19 protein-coding genes and 2 tRNA genes are annotated in these 22,217 nt (G+C 70.6%); 7 read left to right on the top strand and 14 right to left on the bottom strand.

The annotated features are described in order from the left end of the window. The 3 genes from NJ376_RS15050 to NJ376_RS15060 all read left to right on the top strand — a co-directional run. Positions 1-501: ABC transporter permease (locus NJ376_RS15050; protein WP_252954108.1), on the top strand; the 501-nt coding region annotated here is incomplete at its 5' end. Next, a complete protein-coding gene (locus NJ376_RS15055; protein WP_252954109.1) occupies positions 501-1,145 on the top strand; it encodes an ABC transporter permease subunit in 645 nt (214 codons plus the stop codon). The genes NJ376_RS15050 and NJ376_RS15055, both read left to right, overlap by 1 nt. Before the next feature lie 46 nt (positions 1,146-1,191). Next, positions 1,192-2,109, top strand: a complete 918-nt coding sequence (locus NJ376_RS15060) for an ABC transporter ATP-binding protein (protein WP_252954110.1) — start codon at positions 1,192-1,194, stop codon at positions 2,107-2,109. A gap of 154 nt (positions 2,110-2,263) precedes the next feature. On the opposite strand, the gene NJ376_RS15065 is transcribed toward NJ376_RS15060, so the two are convergent. The 14 genes from NJ376_RS15065 to thrS all read right to left on the bottom strand — a co-directional run bounded on the left by NJ376_RS15065 (position 2,264) and on the right by thrS (position 17,128). Continuing rightward, positions 2,264-3,469, bottom strand: a complete 1,206-nt coding sequence (locus NJ376_RS15065) for an efflux RND transporter periplasmic adaptor subunit (protein WP_252954111.1) — start codon at positions 3,467-3,469, stop codon at positions 2,264-2,266. Then, complete coding sequence (locus tag NJ376_RS15070) at positions 3,462-6,650, bottom strand: efflux RND transporter permease subunit (protein ID WP_252954112.1); 3,189 nt, start codon at positions 6,648-6,650, stop codon at positions 3,462-3,464. Before NJ376_RS15070 ends, NJ376_RS15065 begins: the two co-directional genes overlap by 8 nt. 425 nt (positions 6,651-7,075) lie before the next feature. Then, positions 7,076-7,149, bottom strand: a tRNA-Arg gene (locus NJ376_RS15075). Positions 7,150-7,182: 33 nt separating this feature from the next. Continuing rightward, positions 7,183-7,259: transfer RNA gene (locus NJ376_RS15080), tRNA-Arg, on the bottom strand. A 79-nt stretch (positions 7,260-7,338) separates the two neighbouring features. Then, positions 7,339-8,454 carry a 3-isopropylmalate dehydrogenase gene (gene leuB / locus NJ376_RS15085; protein ID WP_252954113.1) on the bottom strand — a complete coding sequence of 372 codons (1,116 nt, stop codon included), beginning with the start codon at positions 8,452-8,454 and terminating at the stop codon, positions 7,339-7,341. A gap of 34 nt (positions 8,455-8,488) precedes the next feature. Beyond that, positions 8,489-9,103, bottom strand: coding sequence for a 3-isopropylmalate dehydratase small subunit (gene leuD, locus NJ376_RS15090; RefSeq protein WP_252954114.1), 615 nt, complete (start codon positions 9,101-9,103; stop codon positions 8,489-8,491). Further along, positions 9,103-10,533 carry a 3-isopropylmalate dehydratase large subunit gene (gene leuC, locus NJ376_RS15095; protein ID WP_252954115.1) on the bottom strand — a complete coding sequence of 477 codons (1,431 nt, stop codon included), beginning with the start codon at positions 10,531-10,533 and terminating at the stop codon, positions 9,103-9,105. The genes leuD and leuC overlap by 1 nt, the downstream gene beginning before the upstream one ends. Positions 10,534-10,590: 57 nt before the next feature. After that, a complete protein-coding gene (gene rplS / locus NJ376_RS15100; RefSeq protein WP_252954116.1) occupies positions 10,591-11,022 on the bottom strand; it encodes a 50S ribosomal protein L19 in 432 nt (143 codons plus the stop codon). A gap of 25 nt (positions 11,023-11,047) precedes the next feature. Beyond that, positions 11,048-11,785, bottom strand: coding sequence for a tRNA (guanosine(37)-N1)-methyltransferase TrmD (gene trmD / locus NJ376_RS15105; RefSeq protein ID WP_252954117.1), 738 nt, complete (start codon positions 11,783-11,785; stop codon positions 11,048-11,050). After that, entirely contained in the window at positions 11,782-12,297 is a 516-nt protein-coding gene (gene rimM / locus NJ376_RS15110) for a ribosome maturation factor RimM (protein WP_252954118.1), read from the bottom strand. The genes trmD and rimM overlap by 4 nt, the downstream gene beginning before the upstream one ends. A 23-nt stretch (positions 12,298-12,320) precedes the next feature. Continuing rightward, the gene (gene rpsP, locus NJ376_RS15115) at positions 12,321-12,653 is read right to left on the bottom strand and encodes a 30S ribosomal protein S16 (protein WP_252954119.1); all 333 of its coding nucleotides are present in this window, start codon (positions 12,651-12,653) and stop codon (positions 12,321-12,323) included. 31 nt (positions 12,654-12,684) lie between these two features. Beyond that, on the bottom strand, positions 12,685-14,082 hold the full coding sequence (gene ffh / locus NJ376_RS15120) for a signal recognition particle protein (protein ID WP_252954120.1): 1,398 nt from the start codon (positions 14,080-14,082) through the stop codon (positions 12,685-12,687). 483 nt (positions 14,083-14,565) lie between these two features. Continuing rightward, on the bottom strand, positions 14,566-15,090 hold the full coding sequence (gene infC / locus NJ376_RS15125) for a translation initiation factor IF-3 (RefSeq protein ID WP_252954139.1): 525 nt from the start codon (positions 15,088-15,090) through the stop codon (positions 14,566-14,568). Between the two features lie 79 nt (positions 15,091-15,169). Beyond that, positions 15,170-17,128 (bottom strand): threonine--tRNA ligase, encoded by a 1,959-nt coding sequence (gene thrS / locus NJ376_RS15130; protein ID WP_252954121.1) that lies wholly within the window; start codon positions 17,126-17,128, stop codon positions 15,170-15,172. 457 nt (positions 17,129-17,585) lie between these two features. Here thrS and NJ376_RS15135 point away from each other — a divergent pair, with 457 nt between their 5' ends. From NJ376_RS15135 to NJ376_RS15150, 4 genes are all read left to right on the top strand, one after another. Next, on the top strand, positions 17,586-18,122 hold the full coding sequence (locus tag NJ376_RS15135) for a hypothetical protein (RefSeq protein ID WP_252954122.1): 537 nt from the start codon (positions 17,586-17,588) through the stop codon (positions 18,120-18,122). Between the two features lie 139 nt (positions 18,123-18,261). Next, positions 18,262-19,890 carry a thiamine pyrophosphate-binding protein gene (locus NJ376_RS15140; RefSeq protein ID WP_252954123.1) on the top strand — a complete coding sequence of 543 codons (1,629 nt, stop codon included), beginning with the start codon at positions 18,262-18,264 and terminating at the stop codon, positions 19,888-19,890. 69 nt (positions 19,891-19,959) lie between these two features. After that, positions 19,960-20,820, top strand: a complete 861-nt coding sequence (locus tag NJ376_RS15145; protein WP_252954124.1) for a c-type cytochrome — start codon at positions 19,960-19,962, stop codon at positions 20,818-20,820. Between the two features lie 222 nt (positions 20,821-21,042). Further along, positions 21,043-22,212, top strand: coding sequence for an acyl-CoA dehydrogenase family protein (locus tag NJ376_RS15150; RefSeq protein WP_252954125.1), 1,170 nt, complete (start codon positions 21,043-21,045; stop codon positions 22,210-22,212). Positions 22,213-22,217: the final 5 nt, after the last annotated feature.

The raw sequence follows: 22,217 nt of genomic DNA on the forward strand, positions 1-22,217 counted from the left end.
GCGGCGGGGCGGCCACGGCTGAGCGCCTGGCTGCTGGGCAGCGCCTCCCTGCTCTACAGCCTGCCCACCCTGGCGCTCTTCGCCCTGCTGGTGCCGGTGCTCGGCCTCGGCTGCGCCCCGGCGCTGCTGGCCCTCGTCACCTACGCCCTGCCGGTCCTGCTGCGGGCGCTGGTGGCCGGCCTCGCCAGCGTGCCGGCGCCGGTGAAGGAGGCGGCGACGGGCATGGGCCTCAGCCCCTGGCAGCGGCGCTGGCGGGTGGAGCTGCCGCTGGCCCTGCCCGCCCTGCTCGGCGGGCTGCGGGTCGCCTCGGTCACCCTGGTCTCCGCCGCGACGGTCGCCGCCTATATCAGCGCCGGCGGGCTCGGCACGCTGATCCTGACCGGGCTGGACCAGGGGCATACGGAGAAGATCCTGGTCGGTGCCGGGCTGGTCGCCGCCATGGCCCTGCTGCTGGACCAGGCGCTGGGCGCGGTGCAGCGCCGCCTGCCGGCGGTCGGCTGATGCAGGCGCTGGGCGAGGCGTCCTCCTGGCTACGGGCCAACCCGGCGATCTTCGCCGGGGCGGTGGGGGAGCATCTGCTGCTGTCCTTTGTGGGGCTTGCCCTCGGCATCGCGGTGGCGCTGCCGCTGGGGCTGGCGGTGGCGCACCGGCCGCGCTTGGCGGAACTCGCCATCACCCTGGCGGGCGCCCTTCGCACCCTGCCGAGCCTTGCCGTGCTGGCGGCGCTGCTGCCGCTGCTGGGGGTGGGCTTCACCCCCTCCGTCATCGCGCTGGCGCTGCTGGCCCTGCCGCCGGTGCTGGTGAACCTCGTGGTCGGGCTGCAGGGCGCCGATCCGGCGGCGGTGGCGGCGGCAAAGGGGCTGGGGATGACGCCGGGCCAAGTGCTGCGCCGGGTGGAGCTGCCGCTCGCCCTGCCCCTGCTCTTCGCCGGGCTGCGCATCGCCGCGGTGCAGGTGGTCTCCGCCGCGGCGCTGGCCACCTTCATCGGCGGCGGCGGGCTGGGCGACCTGGTCACCCAGGGGCTCGCCCTGTTGGATACCGGGCGGATGCTACTGGGGGCGGTGGCGATCGCGGCGCTGGCGCTGCTGACGGAGGCCGGTTTCGGCCTGCTGGAGCGGCGGCTGCAACGGGGGGTTCAGGCATGAGCCGAGAAGGCGAAGGCCCGACCGGGGCGCGACGGGGAGTCTTGCGATGATCCGGCTGGAGGGGCTGACCAAGACCTGGCCGGGCGCCACCGGCGCCGCGGTGGCCGACATCACCCTGGAGGTGCCGGAGGGGACGAGCTGCGCCCTGATCGGCCCCTCCGGCTCCGGCAAGACCACCACCCTCAGGCTGGTCAACCGGTTGGTGGAACCCAGCGCCGGCCGCGTGCTCATCGCCGGCAAGGATGCGCTGCGCCAGGACCCGGTCCGGCTGCGCCGGCATATCGGCTACGTCATCCAGGAGGTCGGCCTCTTCCCGCACCGGAGCGTGGCGGAGAACGTGGCGACGGTGCCGGGGCTGCTGGGCTGGGACGCCACGCGTGCCCGCGCCCGGGTGGCGGAGGTGCTGGAGATGGTGGGGCTGTCGCCCGCCCGCTTCGCCGACCGCCGGCCGCACCAGCTCTCCGGCGGGGAGCGCCAGCGCGTCGGCGTGGCCCGGGCGCTGGCCGGCGACCCGCCGGTGCTGCTGATGGACGAGCCCTTCGGCGCGGTGGACCCGCTGCGTCGCCGCCAGCTGCAGGACGAGGTGCTGCGGCTGCTGCGCCAGCTCGGCAAGACGGTGCTGGTGGTCACCCATGACGTGGCGGAGGCGATGCGGCTGGGCGACGCGGTGGCGGTGCTGCGGGATGGCCGGCTGGTGCAGCACGCGCCGCCGGCGGAGCTGCTGGCGCGGCCGGCGGATGGCTTCGTCGCCGGCTTCCTCGGCACGGACCGGGCGCTGACCCGGCTCGGCCTGTTCCCGGCCGGCGCGGCGCGGCGGGAGGAAGCGGCCCCCGGCCCGCCCCTGCCGCCGGAGGCAACGCTGCGCGACGCGCTGGCGGAAATGCTGGCCCGCGGCAGCCGCGCCGTGCCGCTGGCGGAAGGCGGCGCCGTGACGCTGGACGCGATCCTCGACCTCGCCGCCTGAGCCGGGCTGCCGGCGCGGAAGAGGGCGCCGTAAGGCTCCCACGGCGTTCCTCCGCCACCCCTCCGCGGCTTTGCCGTGGCAGGCCGTGCAAGGCCTCAGGGATGTGGCGAACACGGCGCCAGCAAACCCGCGCAGCGGGGTCGCAGGGGGCTCCTCAGCCCTGCACCTCCGCCGGCCGCACCTGATCGCCGCTGCGGATGGCGTCGGAGGGGCTGTCGATCACCCGGTCCCCCGGCTCCAGGCCCGAGGCGATATCGAGCACGGCGCCCAGGTCGCGGGCGATGCGCACCGGCTTCACCGTCACCCTGCCCTCGCCATCCACCACGGCGATGGAGGTGCCGCTGGCGCGGAAGATCAGCGCGCTGGCCGGCACGCGAAGCTGCGGCGCGGCGCTGGCCTGGGGCGGCAGCTCCAGCCGCACCTGGGCGTAGCCGCCCGGCTTCAGCGCGCCATCGGGATTGTCCACGGTGAACTGCACCAGCATGGCGCCGGATTGCGCATCCACCGCATCGGCCGTGCGGGTCAGCTCCGCGGTGAAGCTGCGGTCGGGATATTCCGGCACGGTGAACTCCGCCTTCATCCCCTGGCGAATGGAGCCGGTATAGGCCTGCGGCACCCGCACATAGAGCCGCAGATGGCTCATATCGGTCACGGTGAAGAGCGGCGGCGTGCTGGTGCTGCCGGAGACGATCAGCCCGCCCACATCGATGGCCCGGCTGGTGACGACGCCGTCGAAGGGCGCGGTCACCTGCTTGAAGCCGGTGAGGGCGCGCAGCCGGTTCACCTCCGCCTCCGCCTGGCTGAGCTGCGCCGTGCGCGCCGCCAGGTCGCCGCGCCGCTCATCCGTCGCCTGCTGGGAGACGACATTGCGGGCGCTCAGCTCGTTCCAGCGCTGGGCGGTGCGGGCGGCCAGGTCGCGCTGGGCGCGGGCGGTGCCGACGGCCGCCTCCGCCGCGGCAAGCTGCTGGTCGAGGTCCGGCGTGTCGATCAGCGCCAGCACCTGCCCGGCCTGGACCCGGTCGCCGATATCCGCCAGGCGGCGGGCGACGAAGCCGTTGGTGCGGGCATAGACCGGCGCCTCCGCCCAGGCCTGCAGCCTGCCCGGCAGGGCCAGCGGCCGCGGCTCCACCGGGCGGGGGAGGATCACCCGCACGCTCGGCACCGCGACGGAGGCGGTCACCTCCCGCAGCTCCTCCTCCGCGTCCAGCCTGGCGCTGACCTTGAGCGCCCCGGCCCCGAGCAGCACCAGCAGGCCGAGCAGGAGAGCCAGCCCCACCCGGCGGGGGCTGGCGGCGGGCTGGTCGGCCTCGGTGGTCGGGGCTTCGGCCGCCGGGGCTCCGGGGACGGGCGCTTCAGGCATGGGCGGTGGCTCCTCCCGGGCGGATGTCGCTGACGGCGTGGCGGCGGCGCCCATGGATCATGGCGAAGACGGTGGGAACGAAGACCAGCGAGGCGCAGGTGGCGACGATCAACCCACCGATCACCGCCCGGCCGAGCGGCGCATTCTGCTCGCCGCCCTCGCCCAGGCCGAGCGCCATGGGCAGCATGCCGATGACCATGGCGAGCGCCGTCATCAGCACCGGGCGGAAGCGGGTGACCCCGGCCTCGAAGGCGGCCATCCGCGCATTGCCGAGCTCGGCCAGCTTCTCTCGCGCGAAGCTGACCACCAGGATGGAATTCGCGGTGGCGACGCCCATGCACATGATGGCGCCGGTCAGCGCCGGGACGGAGAGCGGCGTGCCGGAAAGGAACAGCATCCAGGCGATGCCCGCCAGCGCCGAGGGCAGCGCGGCGATGATGACGAAGGGGTCGGCCCAGGACTGGAAGTTGATGACGATGAGCAGGTAGATCATCACCACCGCGCCCAGCAGGCCGAAGCCCATGCCGGTGAAGGCGGTGTTCATCGTCTGGTACTGGCCGCGCAGGGTGACGCGGACGGCGGCGGGCTTTTCGGCGTCCAGCTTTGCGATCTCCCGCCGCACGGCATCGGCCACGGCGCCGAGGTCGCGCCCCTGGGTCGCGGCGAAGACGCTCACCATGGGCTGGATGTTGTACTGCGAGACGACCGAGGGCGAGTTGGCGCGCACCAGCGTGCCGAGCGCGCCGAGCACCTGCGGCTCCGTCGCGCGGGGGCCGGTGACGGGCAGGGATTCCAGCTCCTCCACCGTATCCGCCAGGTATTCCGGCGTCTGCGCCACCACCGGGTAGGTGACGCCATTGGCCGGGTTCAGCCAATAGACCGGCGCGGTCTGCAGCGAGCCGGCGATGGCGCCGGCGAGGCTCGTGGTCACGTCCCGCTCGTCGAGGCCGAGGGCGTTGATGCGGGTGCGGTCGGCCATGAAGCGCAGGGTGGGGCTGCCGGCGGGCTGCTGGATGCGGGCATCCACCAGCCCGTCGATGCCGCGGATGGCGCGCAGGATGCGCTGCGCATGCTCCTGGTTCTCGTCGATGCGTGGGCCGGTCACCTGCACCTCGATCGGCGCCGGCGCACCGAAATTGAGGATCTGGCTGGTGATGTCGGCGGGGAGGAAGGAAAAGGTGACGGTGGGGAACAGCCGCGGCAGTTCCATCCGCAGCCGGCGGATATGCTCCGCCGTCGGCCGGTGCTCGCGCTTCAGGCTGATGATGATGTCGCCATCCATCGGGCCGACCGTGCCGGAGGCGCTGTAGGTCACGTTGATGGTGCTGTTCGGCAGGCCGATGGTGTCCACGATCGTGTCGATCTCGCCCGGCGGGATCAGCCGGCGGATCTCCCGCTGGATCTCATCGAAGAGGGCGGAGGTCTCCTCGAGCCGGGTGCCCGCGGGGGCGCGGGCATGCAGGGCGATGGTGCCGCTGTCCACCTCGGGGAAGAAGTTGCGGCCGAGGAAGGGCACCAGCGCCAGGCTGCCGAAGGCGAAGACGAGGAAGAGCGCGAGGGTGGTCCAGCGCAGCCGGATGGCGAGGCGCAGCACCCTTCCATAGCCCATGCGGAAGCGCTCGAACTGCGTCTCGAAGCCGCGCTGCAGGCGGCCGAGGAAATGGGTCGGCCGCCTCTGGCCATGCCCGTGCAGCCCGGCATGCGGCTGCAGCAGATAGGCCGCCATGGTCGGCACCAGGGTGCGCGAGAGGATGAAGGAGGCGACCATGGCGAAGGTCACCGACATCGCCATGGGCACGAAGAGGAAGCCGGAGACGCCGGGCAGGAAGAACATCGGCACGAAGACGATGCAGATGCAGAGCAGGGAGACGAAGGCCGGCACCACGATCTGCTGCGCCCCGTCCAGGATGGCGGTGCGGACGTCCTTCCCGTGCTCCAGGTGCCAGTTGATGTTCTCGATGGTGACGGTGGCGTCGTCCACCAGGATGCCGACGGCGAGCGCCAGGCCGCCCAGCGTCATCACGTTCAGCGTCTGCCCGAAGGCCGCCAGGGCGAAGATCGCCGCCAGGATGGCGAGCGGGATGGAGGTGGCGATGATGAGGGTGGAGCGCCAGGAGCCGAGGAAGAGCAGGATCATCAGCGAGGTCAGCGCCGCCGCCAGCGCCCCCTCGAAGGCCACGCCGGTGATGGCCGCCTTCACGAAGACGGACTGGTCGTTCAGCGGGGCGATGCGGAGCTGCGGCGGCAGGCTGGGGAGGAGCTGCGGCAGCATGGCGAGGACGCCGTTGACGATGCTGATGGTGGAGACGGCGCCGTTCTTCAGCACGGTCAGCAGCACCGAGCGCTGGCCGTCCACATGCACCACGTTCTGCTGCGGCTGGGCGCCGTCCCGGACATTGGCGACGTCGCCGATGGTGAGCGTGGCGCCGTTGACGGTGCGGATGGGCAGGGCGGCGAGTTCCGCCACCGAGCCGGGAGCGTTGTTCAGCAGCAGGTTGTACTGGAACTCGCCGATCTTGACGAAGCCGGCGGGGGTGATCTGGGTCTGCGCCGCGATGGCATTGCCCACATCCTGCGCCGAGAGGCCCTTGGATTGCAGCGCCTGCGGGTCGAGATCGATCTGGATCTGCCGGGTGCGGCCGCCGGCGGGGCCGGGCATGGCGGCGCCCGGCACGGTGACGAGCTGGGGCCGGAGGAAATTCGTGCCGAGGTCGTAGAGCTGCTGCTCGGTCAGCCCCTGGCCGGAGAGGGCGAGCTGCAGGATGGGCACGGTGGAGGCGTTGTAGTTCAGGATCAGCGGCGGGGTGGTGCCCGGCGGCAGCTGGCGCAGCAGGGTCTGGGAGACCGCGGTGACCTGGGCGTTGGCGAGGCGGACATCGGCGCCCGGCTGGAAGAAGATCTTGACGATGCCGAGGCCCGGATAGGAGGTGCCCTCGATATGCTCGATGTCGTTCACCGTGGTGGTGAGCGAGCGCTGGTAGGGGGTGAGGATGCGCCCCGCCATATCCTCCGGCGTCAGGCCGTTGAAGCTCCAGCCCACGGCGATGACGGGCACCGGGATGTTGGGGAAGATGTCCGCCGGGGTGCGCAGCGCGGCGAGGCCGCCGCCGATCACGATCATCAGCGCCATCACCACGAAGGTGTAGGGGCGGGAGAGCGCGACGCGGACCAGGGAGATCATGCGGCGGTACCGGGGGCCGGGGCGGCGTGCCACAGGGGCGCCTGCCCCGGCGGCCGGCCTGCTGCGCCGGCAGCATGCAGGCAACGAGCAGCCACCAGGAACGCCCGGCCTATATCCGACGTGCCCATCGCCTTGCCCCTCACGTGCAGAAGCGGTCGCTGCCGACCTTCGCTGGAAGGATACTCGACCAGATTATAGACAACGGCACATCAGATAGCGGGAACAGCCGCGGCTGAACATCCCCATTCCGGTAGCGGCAGGAGGCTGACTGCAGCTTTACTGGGCGGCAAGCCGGCACCTCTGCCGCTTTCCTGCCCGCCAGGTCATGTAGAGGACATCCAGGGCAGCCGGATACGGCGCCTGCTGGACGCCCCCCGCCCGCGGCCACGGCCGCGACATGGCGAAGACATCATGTTTCAGAGGTGCGCGCCCGGAGAGGTTCGAACTCCCAGCCCCCAGATCCGAAGTCTGGTGCTCTATCCAGTTGAGCTACGGGCGCCGCAACCGGGCGTGCAACGGCACGAAGGGAAAATGGCGCGCCCGAAGAGATTCGAACTCCTGACCCCCAGATTCGTAGTCTGGTGCTCTATCCAGCTGAGCTACGGGCGCGCATGCCGCTTCGCGGCGAGGCCGGCGGAATAGCGGAGGCGGCGCCATCGCGCAACCCCCCTTTCCCGCCGGAAAACGTCTATCCGGCGAGCTTGTCCAGCTCCCGCACCACGGCCTCTCCCATCACGGAGGTGCCGACGCGGGCCCTGCCCGCCTGCATGATGTCCGCGGTGCGCAGGCCGCCGGCCAGCACCTTCTCCACCGCCTGCTCCACCAGCCTCGCCTCCTCCTCGAAGCCGAAGGACCAGCGCAGCAGCATGGCGAAGGAGAGCATCTGGGCGCAGGGGTTGGCGACGCCCTTGCCGGCGATGTCGGGCGCCGAGCCGTGGATCGGCTCGTACAGCGCATGGCGCTTGCCGGTGACGGGATCGACGGCGCCGAGGGTGGCGGAGGGCAGCATGCCGAGCGAGCCGGTCAGCGCCGCCGCCAGGTCGCTCAGCACGTCGCCGAAGAGGTTGTCGCCGAGGATGACGTCGAACTGCGCCGGCCGGCTGCAAAGCTGCATGGCGCAATTGTCGGCGTACATGTTCTCGAGCTGCACATCCGGGTACTCGGCCTTGTGCACCTCGCCCACCACGGCGCGCCAGAGGCGGCCGGACTGCATGACGTTGGCCTTCTCGACGCTCGTCACCTTGTTGCGGCGCTTGCGCGCCAGGTCGAAGGCGACGCGCGCCACGCGGGCGATCTCGTCCTCGAAATAGACCTGGGTGTCGAAGCCGCGGCGCCGGCCATCGGGCGCCTTCTCGACGCCGCGCGGCTCACCGAAATAGACGCCGCCCACCGTCTCCCGCACCACCATGATGTCGACGCCGCGGACGACATCCGGCTTCAGCGAGGAGGCCTCGGCCAGCGGGTCCAGCACCACGGCGGGGCGGAGATTGGCGAACAGGCCGAGATCCTTGCGCAGGCGCAGGATGCCGAGCTCCGGCCGCTGCTCGAAGGGCAGGCCGTCCCATTTCGGGCCGCCGACGCTGCCGAACAGCACGGCATCCGCCGCCTTGGCACGCGCAACAGTCGCGTCCGAGATCGGCGCGCCCTCGGCCTCGATGGCGGCACCGCCGACCAGCCCTTCCTCGATCTCGAAGGAGAGGCTCCGGCGCCGGGCCATCCAGTCGATGACGCGGCGGGTCTCCCGCATCACCTCCGGCCCGATGCCATCCCCGGGCAGGACGAGGAGTTTCTTGTTCGCAGCCATGCGCGGCGTCTCTCTCCGGTCGTGGCTCGGCGGCTCAGGCGCCGCCGAGCCAGGGCTGCGCGGCCTTCTGCCGCGCCTCGTAGCTGTCGATCGCCGGGGCATGCTGCAGCGTCTGGCCGATGTCGTCGAGGCCGTTCAGCAGCAGGTGGCGGCGCAGCGGGTCGATCTGGAAGGGGATCTCCTCGCCCGAGGGACGCACCACCACCTGGCGCTCGAGGTCCACGGTCAGGCGCGCATTGCCGCCCAGCCGCGCATCCTCCATGAGCTGCTCGCACACCTCCCGCGGCAGCTTCACCGGCAGCACGCCATTCTTGAAGCTGTTGTTGTGGAAGATGTCGGCGAAATCCGGCGCGATGACGCAGCGGATGCCGAAATCCAGCAGCGCCCAGGGCGCATGCTCGCGGGAGGAGCCGCAGCCGAAATTCTCGAAGGCGATGAGGATTTCCGCCTTCCGGTACGGCTCCTGGTTCAGGACGAAGTCGGGGTTCTCCGACCCATCCTCCTTGTAACGGAAATTGGCGAAGAGGTGCTTGCCGAAGCCGGTGCGACTGATGCTCTTCAGGAAGCGGGCCGGGATGATCTGGTCCGTATCCACATTGGCCTTGGGCAGCGGCGCGGCGATGCCCGTGAGGGTGGTGAAGGCTTCCATCACACGCTCCCCTTCGGCTGGAAGTCACGCACATCGGCCAGATGGCCAGCGATGGCGGCGGCGGCTGCCATGGCGGGCGACAGCAGATGGGTGCGGCCACCGGGGCCCTGGCGCCCCTCGAAATTCCGGTTGGAGGTCGAGGCGCAGCGCTGGCCGGGCGTCAGCTTGTCCGGGTTCATGCCAAGGCACATGGAGCAGCCCGCCTCGCGCCACTCGAAGCCGGCCTCGGTCAGGATGCGGTCCAGCCCCTCCGCCTCCGCCTGCTTCTTCACCAGGCCCGAGCCCGGCACCACCAGGGCGCGCACGCCATCGGCCACCTTGCGGCCGCGGGCGATGGCGGCGGCGGCGCGAATATCCTCGATCCGGCTGTTGGTGCAGGAGCCGATGAAGGCGACGTCGATCTTCAGATCCTGCAGCCGCTGGCCCGGCGTCAGGCCCATATATTCCACCATGCGGCGGAGTTGGGCGCGGCGCGCCTCGTCGGCGGCCTCCTCCGGGTTCGGCACCACGCCGGTGATCGGCAGCACATCCTCCGGGCTGGTGCCCCAGGTGACCTGCGGCACGATCTCATGCGCGTTGAGCGTCACCACCTTGTCGAAATGGGCGCCAGGGTCGGTCGGCAGCGTCCTCCACCAGGCCAGGGCGCGCTCCAGCGCCTCGCCCTTCGGGCCGTTCGGGGTGCGCCGGATATACTCGAAGGTGGTCTCATCCGGCGCCACCATGCCGGCGCGGGCGCCGCCCTCGATCGACATGTTGCAAACCGTCATGCGGCCGGCCATGTCGAGGGCGCGGATGGCGTCGCCGGCATATTCGATGACATGCCCGGTGCCGCCCGCCGTGCCGATCCGGCCGATGATCGCCAGCACGATGTCCTTGGCGGTGCAGCCGACGGCCAGGTTGCCGTTCACCTCCACCTTCATGTTCTTCGCCGGCTTCTGCAGCAGCGTCTGGGTGGCGAGCACATGCTCGACCTCCGAGGTGCCGATGCCGAAGGCCAGCGCGCCCATGGCGCCATGGGTGCTGGTGTGGCTGTCGCCGCAGACGATGGTCATGCCGGGGAGCGAGCGGCCCAGCTCCGGCCCGATGACATGGACGATCCCCTGCCGGTCATCCAGCAGCGGGATCAGCGGCATGCCGAATTCGGCCGCGTTCTTCTCCAGCGTCTCGACTTGGAGGCGGCTCTCGGGATCGACGATGCCGGTGTAGCGGCTGGCATCGGTGGCGATGTTGTGGTCGATGACGCCGAGCGTCAGGTCCGGCCGGCGCAGCTTGCGGCCGGCCTGCCGCAGCCCGTCGAAGGCCTGCGGCGTCGTCACCTCATGCGTAAGGTGGAGGTCGATGTAAAGGAGAGCCGTGCCGTCCGGGAGGGTGTCCACCACATGGGCGTCCCAGATCTTGTCGAAGAGAGTGCGCGGCTTCTGCCCTGACATGTGTTCGTTCCTACCTCTCCTTGCGCCCCGCGCGGACCGGCGCGGGGCGGAAGTGCGTTACGCTTCCTGCTGTTCCGACAATTGGGCGGAGGCGGCCTTCGGGCTTTCCGCCACGGCGGAGGCGCCACCCTGGGTGGTGCGCTCCTGAATGCGGGCCGACTTGCCGGTGCGGCCGCGCAGGTAATAGAGCTTCGCGCGCCGCACCTTGCCGCGGCGCACCACCGCGATCTCCGCGATGGAGGGGGAGTAGAGCGGGAAGACGCGCTCCACGCCCTCACCGTAGGAGAGCTTGCGGACGGTGAAATTGCTGTTCAGCCCGCGGTTGGAGCGGGCGATGACCACGCCCTCATAGGCCTGGGTCCGGGTGCGCTCACCCTCCACCACCTTCACCATCACGCGCACGGTGTCGCCCGGGGCGAACTCCGGCACGGCGCGGGCGGCGGCAAGCTTGGCAAGCTGCTCGGCCTCGAACTGCTGCAGCAGGTTCATGGAAGCGGTCCTTTCGTCTGATCGTTTAGGCGGCGGCGGGGCGGCCGTCCATGGCCCCCGCCCCCGCGGCATCGGGATGCAGTTTTGCCCAGAGGTCCGGGCGGCGTTCGCGGGTGATCCGTTCGGCCTCCGCCCGCCGCCAGCGCGCGATCTCCGCATGGTGGCCGGAGAGCAGCACCGGGGGCACGGCGCGGCCCTGCCATTCGGTCGGGCGGGTATAATGGGGGTATTCCAGCAACCCTTGCGAGAAGCTTTCCTCCTCGGCGCTGGCCGCCGCGCCCATCACCCCGGGCAGCAGGCGGATGCAGGCATCCAGCAGCACCATCGCCGCCGGCTCCCCGCCCGAGAGGACGTAGTCGCCGATCGAGATCTCCTCGAGCCCGCGCGCCTCGATCACCCGCTGGTCGATGCCCTCGAACCGGCCGCAGAGCAGGATGGCGCCGGGGCCCTCGGCCAGGGCACGGACCCGCGTTTGGCTCAGCGGCACGCCGCGCGGCGTCATCACCAGGGCCGGCCGCGCCGGGCCGGCGGCCAGGGCGGCGCCGATGGCGGCATCCACCACATCCGGCCGCAGCACCATGCCGGCGCCGCCGCCGCAGGGCGTGTCATCCACGCTGCGGTGGCGATCCGTGGCGAAGCCGCGGATGTCGATCGCCTCCAGCCCCCAGACGCCGTCCCGCAGCGCGCGCCCGGCCAAGGAATGGCCGAGCGGGCCCGGGAACATCTCCGGGAACAGGGTGAGGATCGTGGCCTGCCAGCTCATTCCGCCGCCTCCTGGCCCGGGGGCGGCACCACGACCTCCTCCGGGGGAATGGCGACGAGCTTGCCGAGGGCGAGATCCACCACCGGCACCACGGCGCGGGTGAAGGGCAGCAGCAGCTCCTTCCGGTCCTGGACGACCAGGAAGCTGCCGGCGCCATGTTCCTCCACCGCGCGGACGGTGCCGAGGGGCTGGCCCTCCGGCGTCTCCACCTGCAGGCCGACCAGGTCGGCCAGGTAGTATTCCTCCTCCTCCGGCGGCGGCAGGGCGGCGCGGTCCACATAGAGCTTCGTGCCGGTGAGCTTCGCCGCCGCGTCGCGGTCGGCGATGCCCTCCACCTGCGCGAGGCCATCGCCCAGCAGCGTCAGCCGGTACTGGCGGGTGCCCGTCTCGTCGGTCAGCGGGCCGTACTCGGCGATGGCGTTGGGATCGGCAGTGAAGCTGCGCAGCTTCACCAGGCCGCGCACACCGTGCGGCCTGCCGATCTCCCCCACCAATATCCGCTTGCCCGCCACCGGTCAGGTCCCGCCCCTGCGCCTCAGCCCGCCGCGACGGCGGCGCGTTCCTGCGCCTTCTTCTTCGGCGCGGACTGCTTCGGCTGCTCGCGCAGCGCCGGCATCGGGGCGAGGCCCGCCTTGCCGAGGAACTTCGCCACGCGGTCGGTCGCCAGCGCGCCCTGGCTCAGCCAGTGGGTCACGCGCTCATCCTGCAGCTTCACCCGGTCCGCATGGTCGGAGGGCAGCATCGGGTTGTAGCTGCCCAGCTTCTCGATGAAGCGGCCGTCGCGCGGGCTGCGGCTGTCCGCCACCACGATGTGGTAGTAGGGGCGCTTCTTGGCACCGGCGCGGGCGAGGCGAATCTTGAGGCCCATGGTTGAGGTATCGCTCCGTAGGTGAGTGGTATCAGAAGGGTTTCCGGCCGCCGGGGAATTGCATCCCCTTGGGCAGAAGCGCGCCGAGTCCGCCGCGCTTCAGCCCCTCCGGGCCGAGCTTGTTCATCCGCTTCATCATCGCGGACATGTCGTCGAACTGCTTGAGCAGGCGGTTCACGTCCTGCACCTGCACCCCGCTGCCGGCCGCGATGCGCTTCTTGCGGGAGGCCTTGATGATGTCGGGGTGGCGGCGCTCCTTCGGCGTCATCGAGGAGATGATGGCCGCGTGCCGCTTCAGGATGGTCTGGTCGAGATTGGCGTTCTCGATCTGCTGCTTCATCTTGCCGATGCCGGGCAGCATGCCGAGGATGCCGGAGAGCGAGCCCATCCGGCCGATCTGCTTCAATTGGCTGGCGTAATCCTCGAGCGTGAACTGGCCCTTCTGCATCCGGGCGGCGAGCTTCTCCGCCTCGTCCCGGTCGATGGTCTCGGCCGCGCGCTCCACCAGGCTGACGATGTCGCCCATGCCGAGGATGCGGCCCGCGATGCGGTCGGGGTGGAAATCCTCCAGCGCGTCCAGCTTCTCGCCAGCGCCGAGCAGCTTGATCGGCGCGCCGGTGACGGCGCGCATGGAGAGCGCGGCGCCGCCGCGGGCATCGCCGTCGATCCGGGTCATGACGATGCCGGTGACGCCCACCTTCTCCTGGAAGGCGCGGGCGGTGTTCACCGCATCCTGGCCGGTCATGGCATCGACGACGAGCAGGGTCTCATGCGGGTTGGTCGCGGCCTTCACCGCGGCCACCTCGGCCATCAGCGCCTCGTCGATCGCCAGGCGCCCGGCGGTGTCCAGCACCACCACGTCGAAGAGCTCACGCCGCGCCAGATCCATGGCGCGGGCCGCGATCTCGAGCGGCCCCTGGCCGGCGACGATGGGCAGGGAGGCGACGCCTACCTGCTTCGCCAGGGTCTCGAGCTGCAGCTGTGCCGCCGGGCGGTGCACGTCCAGGCTGGCGAGCAGAACCTTCTTCTTCTCCCGCCCCTTCAGGCGGAGGGCGATCTTGCCGGAGGTGGTGGTCTTGCCCGAGCCCTGCAGGCCGACCATGAGGATGCCGACCGGCGCCGCCGCTTCCAGGTCGATGCCGCGGGCGCCGCTATCGGCTGCGCCGCCGCCCAGCGCCTCGACCAGCGCGTCATGGACGATCTTCACCACCTGCTGGGCGGGGGAGACGCTCTTCAGCACCTCCTGGCCCACGGCGCGCTCGCGCACGCGGGCGGTCAGGTCCTTCACCACCGGCAGGGCGACATCGGCTTCCAGCAGGGCCACGCGCACCTCGCGCAGCGCCTCCGCCACGTCGGCTTCGCTCAGCGCGCCGCGACGGCGCAGCCGGTCGAACACCCCGTTCAGCTTGCCGGACAATGCCTCGAACATGGTCACCTTCGCTCTGGGCCGCCCAACACAGAACGAGCCGCTGCGCGAGCCTTCGCGGAGCGGCGGAGCCCCCTGCCTGGCAGGGAACCATCTGGTTCGGATAAGCCCGAAGCGGAGGCTTTAATCCCGCCGCGCGCCTGGGTCAACCATCGCCGCGCTCAGCGCCGCCGCCCGCGCGGGAAGATCCCGCGCCCACATCTCGCGGACCCAGCAGCCTCCGCGAATGCCGATCGCCGCGAGCCCAAGCGCCAGGAGACCATCGAGGACGCGCCCCGGACCAGATCGACGAAGGCCGCAATGGGATTGACCACGGCCAGAGCGGCGGCGCACCAGAGCAAGCCGCCACGCCGCCTTATTCAATCCGTCTCGTGCTGCGAACCCGCGCCCCAGGCCGCAGCGCCAACTACCCCGGTTTGGGACGGCCCAAGGAAGGATGCCACGATTTCGCAATATCCTCCGAATCATGGGCCATCGGTGCCTCGCCTACTTCGGCGCCAGCACCATGATCATCTGCCGATTCTCGAGCCGCGGCATCTGCTCGACCTTGATGGTCTCGCCGAGCTCGGTCCGGATCCGTTCCAGCACCTTGATGCCCAGATCCTGGTGCGCCATTTCGCGCCCGCGGAACCGCAGGGTGACCTTCACCTTGTCGCCCTCGCCGATGAAGCTCTTCATCTGGCGCATCTTCACGTCGTAATCATGGTCGTCGATGTTCGGACGAACCTTGACTTCCTTGATCTCGACGACTTTCTGCTTCTTCCGGGCCTCGTTGGCCTTCTTCTGCTGCTCGTACTTGTACTTGCCGTAGTCGGTGATCTTGCAGACCGGCGGGACGGCGTTGGGGCTGATCTCCAGCAGATCCATGCCCACCTCGTAGGCCCGAAGCAGGGCATCGCGGGCAGACATCACGCCGATCATTTCGCCGTTCTGGTCGATCAGCCGCACCTGCGGAACGCGGATTTCCTCATTGACCCGCGGGCCGTCGCGCGTTGGCGGCTGATTCGGAATGGGACCTCGTGCTATGGTCGTCTCCTGTGGCTGTGACGGGAATTCCCCCTTGGGGGAAGCGTAACTTATGGGGCCTGCCTCACGCCGATGCAACCTTCCGTGAGGCTGCCGCCAAATCGGGCGGGGTGGCCTCGGCGGCAAGCTGGGCAACGGCTTCGGCCAGGGGCAGGGTCACTTGTTCGCGCCCCGGCAGGCGGCGCAGCACCAGGCTCCGCTCCTCCGCCTCCCGCCGGCCGACCACGGCCAGCACCGGCACGCGCTGCTCGATATGATCCACCACCTTGCGGTTGATCTTCTCGTTCCGCAGGTCGAGTTCCACCCGCAGCCCCGCCGCCGCCAGCGCCGCCGCCGCCTCGCGGGCGAAATCATCGGCGTCCGAGACGATGGTCGTCACCACCACCTGCACCGGCGAGAGCCAGAGCGGGAAGCGCCCGGCATGCTGCTCGATCAGGATGCCGATGAAGCGCTCGAAGCTGCCGAGGATGGCGCGGTGGAGCATGACGGGGCGTTTCCGCGCCCCGTCCTCCGCCACATATTCGGCGCCGAGCCGCTCCGGCAGCACGAAATCCACCTGCAGCGTGCCGCACTGCCAGTCCCGGCCGATGGCGTCGCGCAGGACGAATTCTAGCTTCGGGCCGTAGAAGGCGCCCTCCCCCGGGTTCAGCGTGTACTCCACCCCGGCGATCCGGCAGGCCTCCTTGAGCGCGCCCTCGGCCTGGTCCCAGACCTCGTCGGTGCCGGCGCGGGTCGCCGGCCGGTCGCTGAACTTCACCCGGAAGCTCTCGAAGCCGAGGTCCCGGTAGATGGAGGAGAGCAGGGCGACGAAGCGCACCGTCTCATCGGCGATCTGCGCCTCGGTGCAGAAGATATGCGCGTCGTCCTGGGTGAAGGCACGGACGCGCATGATGCCGTGCAGCGCGCCGGACGGCTCGTAGCGATGGCAGCTGCCGAATTCCGCCATGCGCAGCGGCAGCTCGCGGTAGCTGCGGAGGCCCTGGTTGAAGATCTGCACATGGCAGGGGCAATTCATCGGCTTCAGGGCGAGAACGCGGTCCTTCTCGTCCTCATCCTCGACCCGGGCGATGAACATGTGCTCCCGGAATTTCTCCCAGTGGCCGGAGGCTTCCCAGAGCCGGCGGTCCACGAGTTGCGGCGTCCGCACCTCCTGATAGGCGGTCGCGTCCAGCCGGCGGCGCATGTAGTCCTCCAGCACCCGGTAGAGCTTCCAGCCCTTGGGGTGCCAGAACACGCTGCCCGTCGCCTCCTCCTGCAGGTGGAAGAGGTTCATCTCCTTGCCGATCTTGCGGTGGTCGCGCTTCTCCGCCTCCTCCAGCTGGTGGAGATAAGCATCAAGCTCCTTCTGGTCGCGCCAGGCGGTGCCATAGATGCGGGACAGCATGGCGTTGCGGTGGTCGCCGCGCCAATAGGCGCCGGCCACCTTCATCAGCTTGAAGGCGGTGCCGACATCGCCGGTGCCGCGCATATGCGGGCCGCGGCAGAGGTCGATCCACTCGCCCTGGCTGTAGAGGCTGATCTCCTCGGTTGAGGGCAGGTCCTGGATGAGCTGCGCCTTGTACTTCTCCCCCTTCGCCTCGAAGAAGGCGATCGCCTCCTCCCGCGGCATCACGGAGCGGATGAAGGGGCTGTTGCGGGCGACGATCTCCCGCATCTTCGCCTCGATGGCGGCGAAATCCTCCGGCGTGAAGGGCTCGTTGCGGGCGAAATCGTAGTAGAAGCCGTTCTCGATGGCGGGCCCGATCGTCACCTGGGTGCCGGGGTAGAGCGCCTGCACCGCCTCCGCCAGCACATGGGCGGCGTCGTGGCGGATCAACTCCAACGCCTCCGGGTCCTTCCTTGTGATGAAGCGGATGCTGGCGTCGCGCTCGATGGGCGTCGCCAGGTCCTTCGTCACCCCGTCCACCTGCATGGCAAGGGCGGCCTTGGCGAGGCCCGGGCCGATCGCCGCGGCGACGGTCGTGCCCGTCACCGGCCCATCGAAGGCGCGAACGGACCCGTCGGGCAGGGTGATCGCAGGCATCGCGGCATAAGCTCCTGGAACGGAAGGCGGCGGACCATGGGAAGCCGGGCGGCCCGCGTCAAGCGGCGCGTGCCCGGATACCGGGCGGCGGGGAGGCGGCAGCCTGTGCGGCCCCGGTGCGCGCCGCGCCCCATGTATCGCACCCCGACAACCGCTCCGCCATCCCGGCCGCGCCGGGTGCGGCCGCTTCGGATGCGGCCGCCGCCCGCTTCGCGGCGGCACCCGGGGCTGCAAGCGGCGCCCAGCGGGAAGAGGGCTGACGATGGCAGCGGCGCGGCCATGCCCCACCGGCGCCGCGAGGCCCCCCTTTCCGGGCGACGGCGACCGCCTCGCGGGCCACCTGGCCGTCCCGGCTTATGGGCCCATAGCTTCATAAACCTGTGAGACTGTGATCCGGCCCTTCTCCGGCGCGCGGGACCGCACTCATGCCGGCCGCTTCCCGAACAACGGAGGCGTCATGAAGCGGCTCGCCCTGCTTGTCCTGCCCATGTCCCTTGTCGGCTGCGGCCATGCGGATTCCCGCCCGGCACATGAGGCGCAGCTCAGCCTCGTCGGCATGACCTCGGCCGATCTGCAGAGCTGCGCCGGCATCCCCGACAAATCCATGCGCATCGACAACCGCACGGAAATCTTCACCTACACCTACAAGAACGACGCCACCGGCGGTGTCGAGATCATCCTGCCGGTGATCGGCGGCGGCTACCAGCTCGGCGGCAGCGGCTCGAATTGCAGTGCGAATATGCGACTGGTGGATGGCCGCGTGTACAGCGTGTTCTACAGCGGCAACAATGACCGGCCGGTCGGGACGGATGGCGTCTGCGCGCCCATCATCCGCGGCTGCATGCGCCGCCCGCAGGCCAGCATGACGCCCATGACTGCCGAGACGCGGCACAACGTCTCCGCCTTCTCCCAGCCCCCTGCCCCGCCACCGCCCGCCCCGCCGCCCGCCCCTGCCACGGACCGGGTGGTGCGGATGGAGCCGGTGGGCCGCTGAGGCGCGGCCGCCAAGGCCTGTTCAGGACCAAGCACCTGGTCCCCCCCGGCCCGGCAGCGCTGCCGCCGGTGAGCAGCCAGCCCCGATCTTTCCCGCCCCGTCATCTCGCGCTACCCAGGCCAGGTCCAAGGAGCGCCGCATGCCCACAGCCGCCGAACGCATCATCGAATTCCTGGCCGCGCAGGGCATCGACCGCGCCTTCTGCGTCCCGGGCGAGAGCTACATCGCCCTGCTGGACGCGCTGCACGCCCATAACCGCGTCGATCTCGTCACCTGCCGCTCCGAGGGCGGGGCTGGCTTCATGGCGGTGGCGGATGCCAAGCTGACCGGCCGGCCCGGCGTGGCCCTGGTCTCCCGCGGCCCCGGCGCCTGCAATGCCAGCATCGCCGTCCATACGGCGGAGCAGGATGCGACGCCCTTCATCCTGCTGATCGGCCAGGTGGAGAAGCGCGACCTCCGCCGCAACGCCTTCCAGGAGATCGACTACCAGAACATGTTCCGCGGCGTGGCCAAATGGGTGGGCGAGCTGACCGACCCCGACCAGGCCCCGGAATTCATCGCCCGCGCCTATGCCATGGCCATGGGCGGGGTGCCCGGCCCGGTGGTGCTGTCGCTTCCCGAGGATGTGCTGGCCATGGAGTGCCGGGCACCGCTGCCACCCGCCACCCTGCCCTCCCCCCTGCCTCCCTCCCCGGCCGATGCCGCCCGGCTCGCCGCCCTGCTGCGCGGGGCCGAGCGTCCCATCCTGCTCGCCGGCCACGGCTTCGAATCCGCGGCCGGCCGCGCCGCCCTGCGCGGCTTCGCCGAGGCCTGGCAGCTTCCCGTCGCCGTCTCCTTCCGCCGCCAGGACCTCTTCGACAACCGCCACCCGCTCTATGCCGGCGACCTTGGCCTGCGGAACCCGGATGCGCAGCGGCAAGCCTTTGCCGAGGCCGACCTGGTCCTCGCCTTCGGCACCCGCCTGACGGACATCACCACCCAGGGCTGGAGCTGGCCGGCCGCCGGGCAGCGCCTGGTGCATGTCTGCGCCGATCCGCGCTTCCTCGGCTGGCTCTTCCCGGCGGAGCTCGCGATCGCCGCCGACGCCCAGGCGACCATCGGCGCGCTGGCCGCCGAGGCGCCCGCCGCCCCGGCCGGCCGGGCCGCCTGGAACGCCCGGCTGCGGGACCTGCATGTCTCCGACTGCCAGGTGGTGCCGGCCGAGCATGCCGATGGCATCGCCTTCGCCGAAGTGGCCAAGCTGATCGAGCGGGTGGCGCCGCCAGATGCCATCGTCACCCTGGATGCCGGCACCTTCGGCGCACCCTTCTACCGCAAGGTGGCCTGGACGTCGCCGCAGCGCCTGCTCTGCCCGGTCTCCGGCGCCATGGGCTTCGGCGTGCCGGCCGCCGCCGCCGCCGCGCTGCGCTGCCCGGACCGGCCCGTCTTTGGCCTGGTCGGCGATGGCGGCGCGCTGATGACGGGGGGCGAGCTGGCGGTCGCTGTCGCCCGCGGCGCGTCCCTCAAGCTCGTCCTCTCGGACAATGGCGCCTATGCCAGCATCCGCATCCATCAGGAGAAGGCGCATCCCGGCCGGATCGCCGGCACCATGCTGATCAACCCGGATTTTGCCCAGTGGTGCGCCGCCTTCCGCGTGCCGGTGACGCGGATCGACAGCAAGGCGGAGTTCCCGGCGCTGGAGGCGGCGCTGCGCGCCCCCGGGCCGGGCGCCATCGTGGTCCGCACCTCGCTGGAAGCGGTGCTGCCCCGGCGCCTCGCGGCGGAGTGATCGCGGCGTCTCGTTGCGAAATCGGTTGGAATCAGGCAGGCTTTCCGGAACGGTTCTGGGAGGCCTGGAATGCGGCTTGTCCTGCGGCGCGCTGTGCTTGCGTTACTCCTGCTGGGCCTGGCCGCCGCGCCCTCCCTGGCGCAATCCCGCGTGGAGCGCGGCCGCTACCTGGTGGAGGTGATCGCCGCCTGCGGCAATTGCCACACCCCGAAGGGGCCGAACGGCCCGCTGCCGGGCATGAACCTCGCCGGCAATTTCGTGGTGGAGGACAATTCCGACTTCCGCGCCGTGGCGCCGAACATCACGCCGGACCGTGCCACCGGCATCGGCGCCTGGACCGATGCCCAGCTCATGCGCGCGATCCGGGAGGGGATCCGGCCCGATGGCAGCCTCATCGGCCCACCCATGCCCTTCGAATTCTACCGCGGCCTGGCGGATGAGGATCTGGCGGCCATGGTCGCCTATCTGCGGACGGTGCGGCCGGTCGCCAACGCCTCGGAGAAATCCACCTACCGCATGCCGCTGCCGCCCTCCTATGGGCCGCCGGTGCAGCGCGTCACGGCACCGCCGCGCAGCGACCGGGTGGCCTATGGCGCCTATCTGGCGGGGCCGGTGGCGCATTGCATGGAATGCCACACCCCCTTCGGCGCCACGCCCGGCCACCGGGACATGGCGCGGGCGGGGGTCGGCGGCCAGGCCTTCAACGGGCCCTGGGGCGTCAGCGTGGCCAGCAACATCACCCCGGCGCGGCATACCGGCCTCGGCCTCTGGACCGATGCGGAGATCGAGCGGGCGATCCGCCGCGGCATCTCCCGCGATGGGCGGCAGCTCTTCCCGCCCATGGGATTCGCGCATTACGCCGCGATCTCGCCGGCCGACATGGCGGCCCTGATCGCCTATCTGCGCAGCCTGCCGGCGATCGAGCGGTAAGTTGCGGGAGGGCTCCCCCAACCCCCACCCCGCCAAGGGCCGAAGGGGCTTTTGGAACCCTTGAGTCGTAGGCGCATCGGTTCGGCCAGCGAGGCTGGATTCGTGGTTTCCAGAGGCCCTTCGGCCTTTGGTGGGGGGAGCCCGAGGGGGGCAAAGCCTCCCCCGGACGCCTTGCCAGCCCCGTCCCCCGGCCGTAATCGGGGTGGCCGGAGGAATTTCCCCATGGATCAGCCCCTCATCGCCGCCGACCCGCATGCCGAGATCCGGGAGGAAGTGGCCAAGCTCTGCGCCCGCTTCCCCGGGGAATACTGGCGCAAGGTGGACCGGGAGCGTGCCTACCCCACCGAATTCGTTCAGGCCCTGACCGAGGCCGGCTATCTCGGCGCCCTGATCCCCGAGGAGTATGGCGGCGCCGGCCTGCCGCTCTCGGCCGCGGCCGCGATCCTCGAGGAGATCCACCGCTCCGGCGGCAATGCCGGCGCCTGCCATGCCCAGATGTACATCATGGGCACCATCCTCCGGCACGGCTCGCCGGAGCAGAAGGCGAAGTACCTGCCGAAGATCGCCAGCGGCGAGCTGCGCCTGCAGGCCTTCGGCGTGACCGAGCCGACCAGCGGCACCGACACCACCGCCCTGCGCACCGTGGCGAAGCGCGAGGGCGACAACTACATCGTCAACGGCCAGAAGATCTGGACCAGCCGGGCGGAGCATTCCGACCTGATGCTGCTGCTGGCCCGCACCACCCCGCGCGACCAGGTGGCGAAGAAGACGGAAGGCCTGTCCACCTTCATCGTGGACATGAAGGCGGCGCTGGGGAACGGCCTGACCATCCGCCCCATCCGCACCATGATGAACCACAACACCACCGAGGTCTTCTTCGACAACATGGTGGTGCCGGCGGCGAACCTCGTCGGCCAGGAAGGCAAGGGCTTCCGCTACATCCTGGACGGCATGAACGCCGAGCGGCTGCTGATCTCCTCCGAGAGCATCGGCGACGCCAAGTGGTTCATCAGGAAGGCAGTGGACTACAGCAAGGAGCGCGTGCTGTTCGGCCGGCCGATCGGTCAGAACCAGGGCGTCCAATTCCCCATCGCCCGCGCCTATGCGCAGATGCGCGCCGCCGAGGCGCTGCTGAAGACCGGCCTGGAGAAGTTCGAGGCCGGGCTGCCCTGCGGCGAGGAGGCGAACATGTCGAAGATGCTCGCCGCCGAGGCCGCCTGGGCCGCGGCCGAGGCCTGCATCCAGACCCATGGCGGCTTCGGCTTCGCCGAGGAATACGATGTGGAGCGGAAATACCGCGAGGCGCGGCTCTACCAGGTGGCGCCGATCAGCACCAACCTGGTGCTGAGCTATATCGGCGAGCACGTGCTCGGCATGCCGCGGAGCTACTGAGCATG

The sequence above is a fragment of the Siccirubricoccus soli genome (genome assembly GCF_024178315.1).
In the GTDB taxonomy this organism is placed as follows: Bacteria; Pseudomonadota; Alphaproteobacteria; order Acetobacterales; family Acetobacteraceae; genus Siccirubricoccus; species Siccirubricoccus soli.

Excerpts from the sequence above, each read along its gene's own strand:
- leuD (WP_252954114.1), bottom strand. The coding sequence starts at position 9,103 with ATGGAAGCCTTCACCACCCTCACGGGCATCGCCGCGCCGCTGCCCAAG.
- leuB (WP_252954113.1), bottom strand. The coding sequence starts at position 8,454 with ATGGCTGCGAACAAGAAACTCCTCGTCCTGCCCGGGGATGGCATCGGG.
- rplS (WP_252954116.1), bottom strand. The coding sequence starts at position 11,022 with ATGAACCTGCTGCAGCAGTTCGAGGCCGAGCAGCTTGCCAAGCTTGCC.
- NJ376_RS15145 (WP_252954124.1), top strand. The coding sequence starts at position 19,960 with ATGCGGCTTGTCCTGCGGCGCGCTGTGCTTGCGTTACTCCTGCTGGGC.
- trmD (WP_252954117.1), bottom strand. The coding sequence starts at position 11,785 with ATGAGCTGGCAGGCCACGATCCTCACCCTGTTCCCGGAGATGTTCCCG.
- NJ376_RS15140 (WP_252954123.1), top strand. The coding sequence starts at position 18,262 with ATGCCCACAGCCGCCGAACGCATCATCGAATTCCTGGCCGCGCAGGGC.
- NJ376_RS15070 (WP_252954112.1), bottom strand. The coding sequence starts at position 6,650 with ATGATCTCCCTGGTCCGCGTCGCGCTCTCCCGCCCCTACACCTTCGTG.
- thrS (WP_252954121.1), bottom strand. The coding sequence starts at position 17,128 with ATGCCTGCGATCACCCTGCCCGACGGGTCCGTTCGCGCCTTCGATGGG.
- NJ376_RS15135 (WP_252954122.1), top strand. The coding sequence starts at position 17,586 with ATGAAGCGGCTCGCCCTGCTTGTCCTGCCCATGTCCCTTGTCGGCTGC.
- NJ376_RS15060 (WP_252954110.1), top strand. The coding sequence starts at position 1,192 with ATGATCCGGCTGGAGGGGCTGACCAAGACCTGGCCGGGCGCCACCGGC.
- ffh (WP_252954120.1), bottom strand. The coding sequence starts at position 14,082 with ATGTTCGAGGCATTGTCCGGCAAGCTGAACGGGGTGTTCGACCGGCTG.
- rpsP (WP_252954119.1), bottom strand. The coding sequence starts at position 12,653 with ATGGGCCTCAAGATTCGCCTCGCCCGCGCCGGTGCCAAGAAGCGCCCC.
- NJ376_RS15065 (WP_252954111.1), bottom strand. The coding sequence starts at position 3,469 with ATGCCTGAAGCGCCCGTCCCCGGAGCCCCGGCGGCCGAAGCCCCGACC.
- leuC (WP_252954115.1), bottom strand. The coding sequence starts at position 10,533 with ATGTCAGGGCAGAAGCCGCGCACTCTCTTCGACAAGATCTGGGACGCC.
- NJ376_RS15055 (WP_252954109.1), top strand. The coding sequence starts at position 501 with ATGCAGGCGCTGGGCGAGGCGTCCTCCTGGCTACGGGCCAACCCGGCG.
- NJ376_RS15150 (WP_252954125.1), top strand. The coding sequence starts at position 21,043 with ATGGATCAGCCCCTCATCGCCGCCGACCCGCATGCCGAGATCCGGGAG.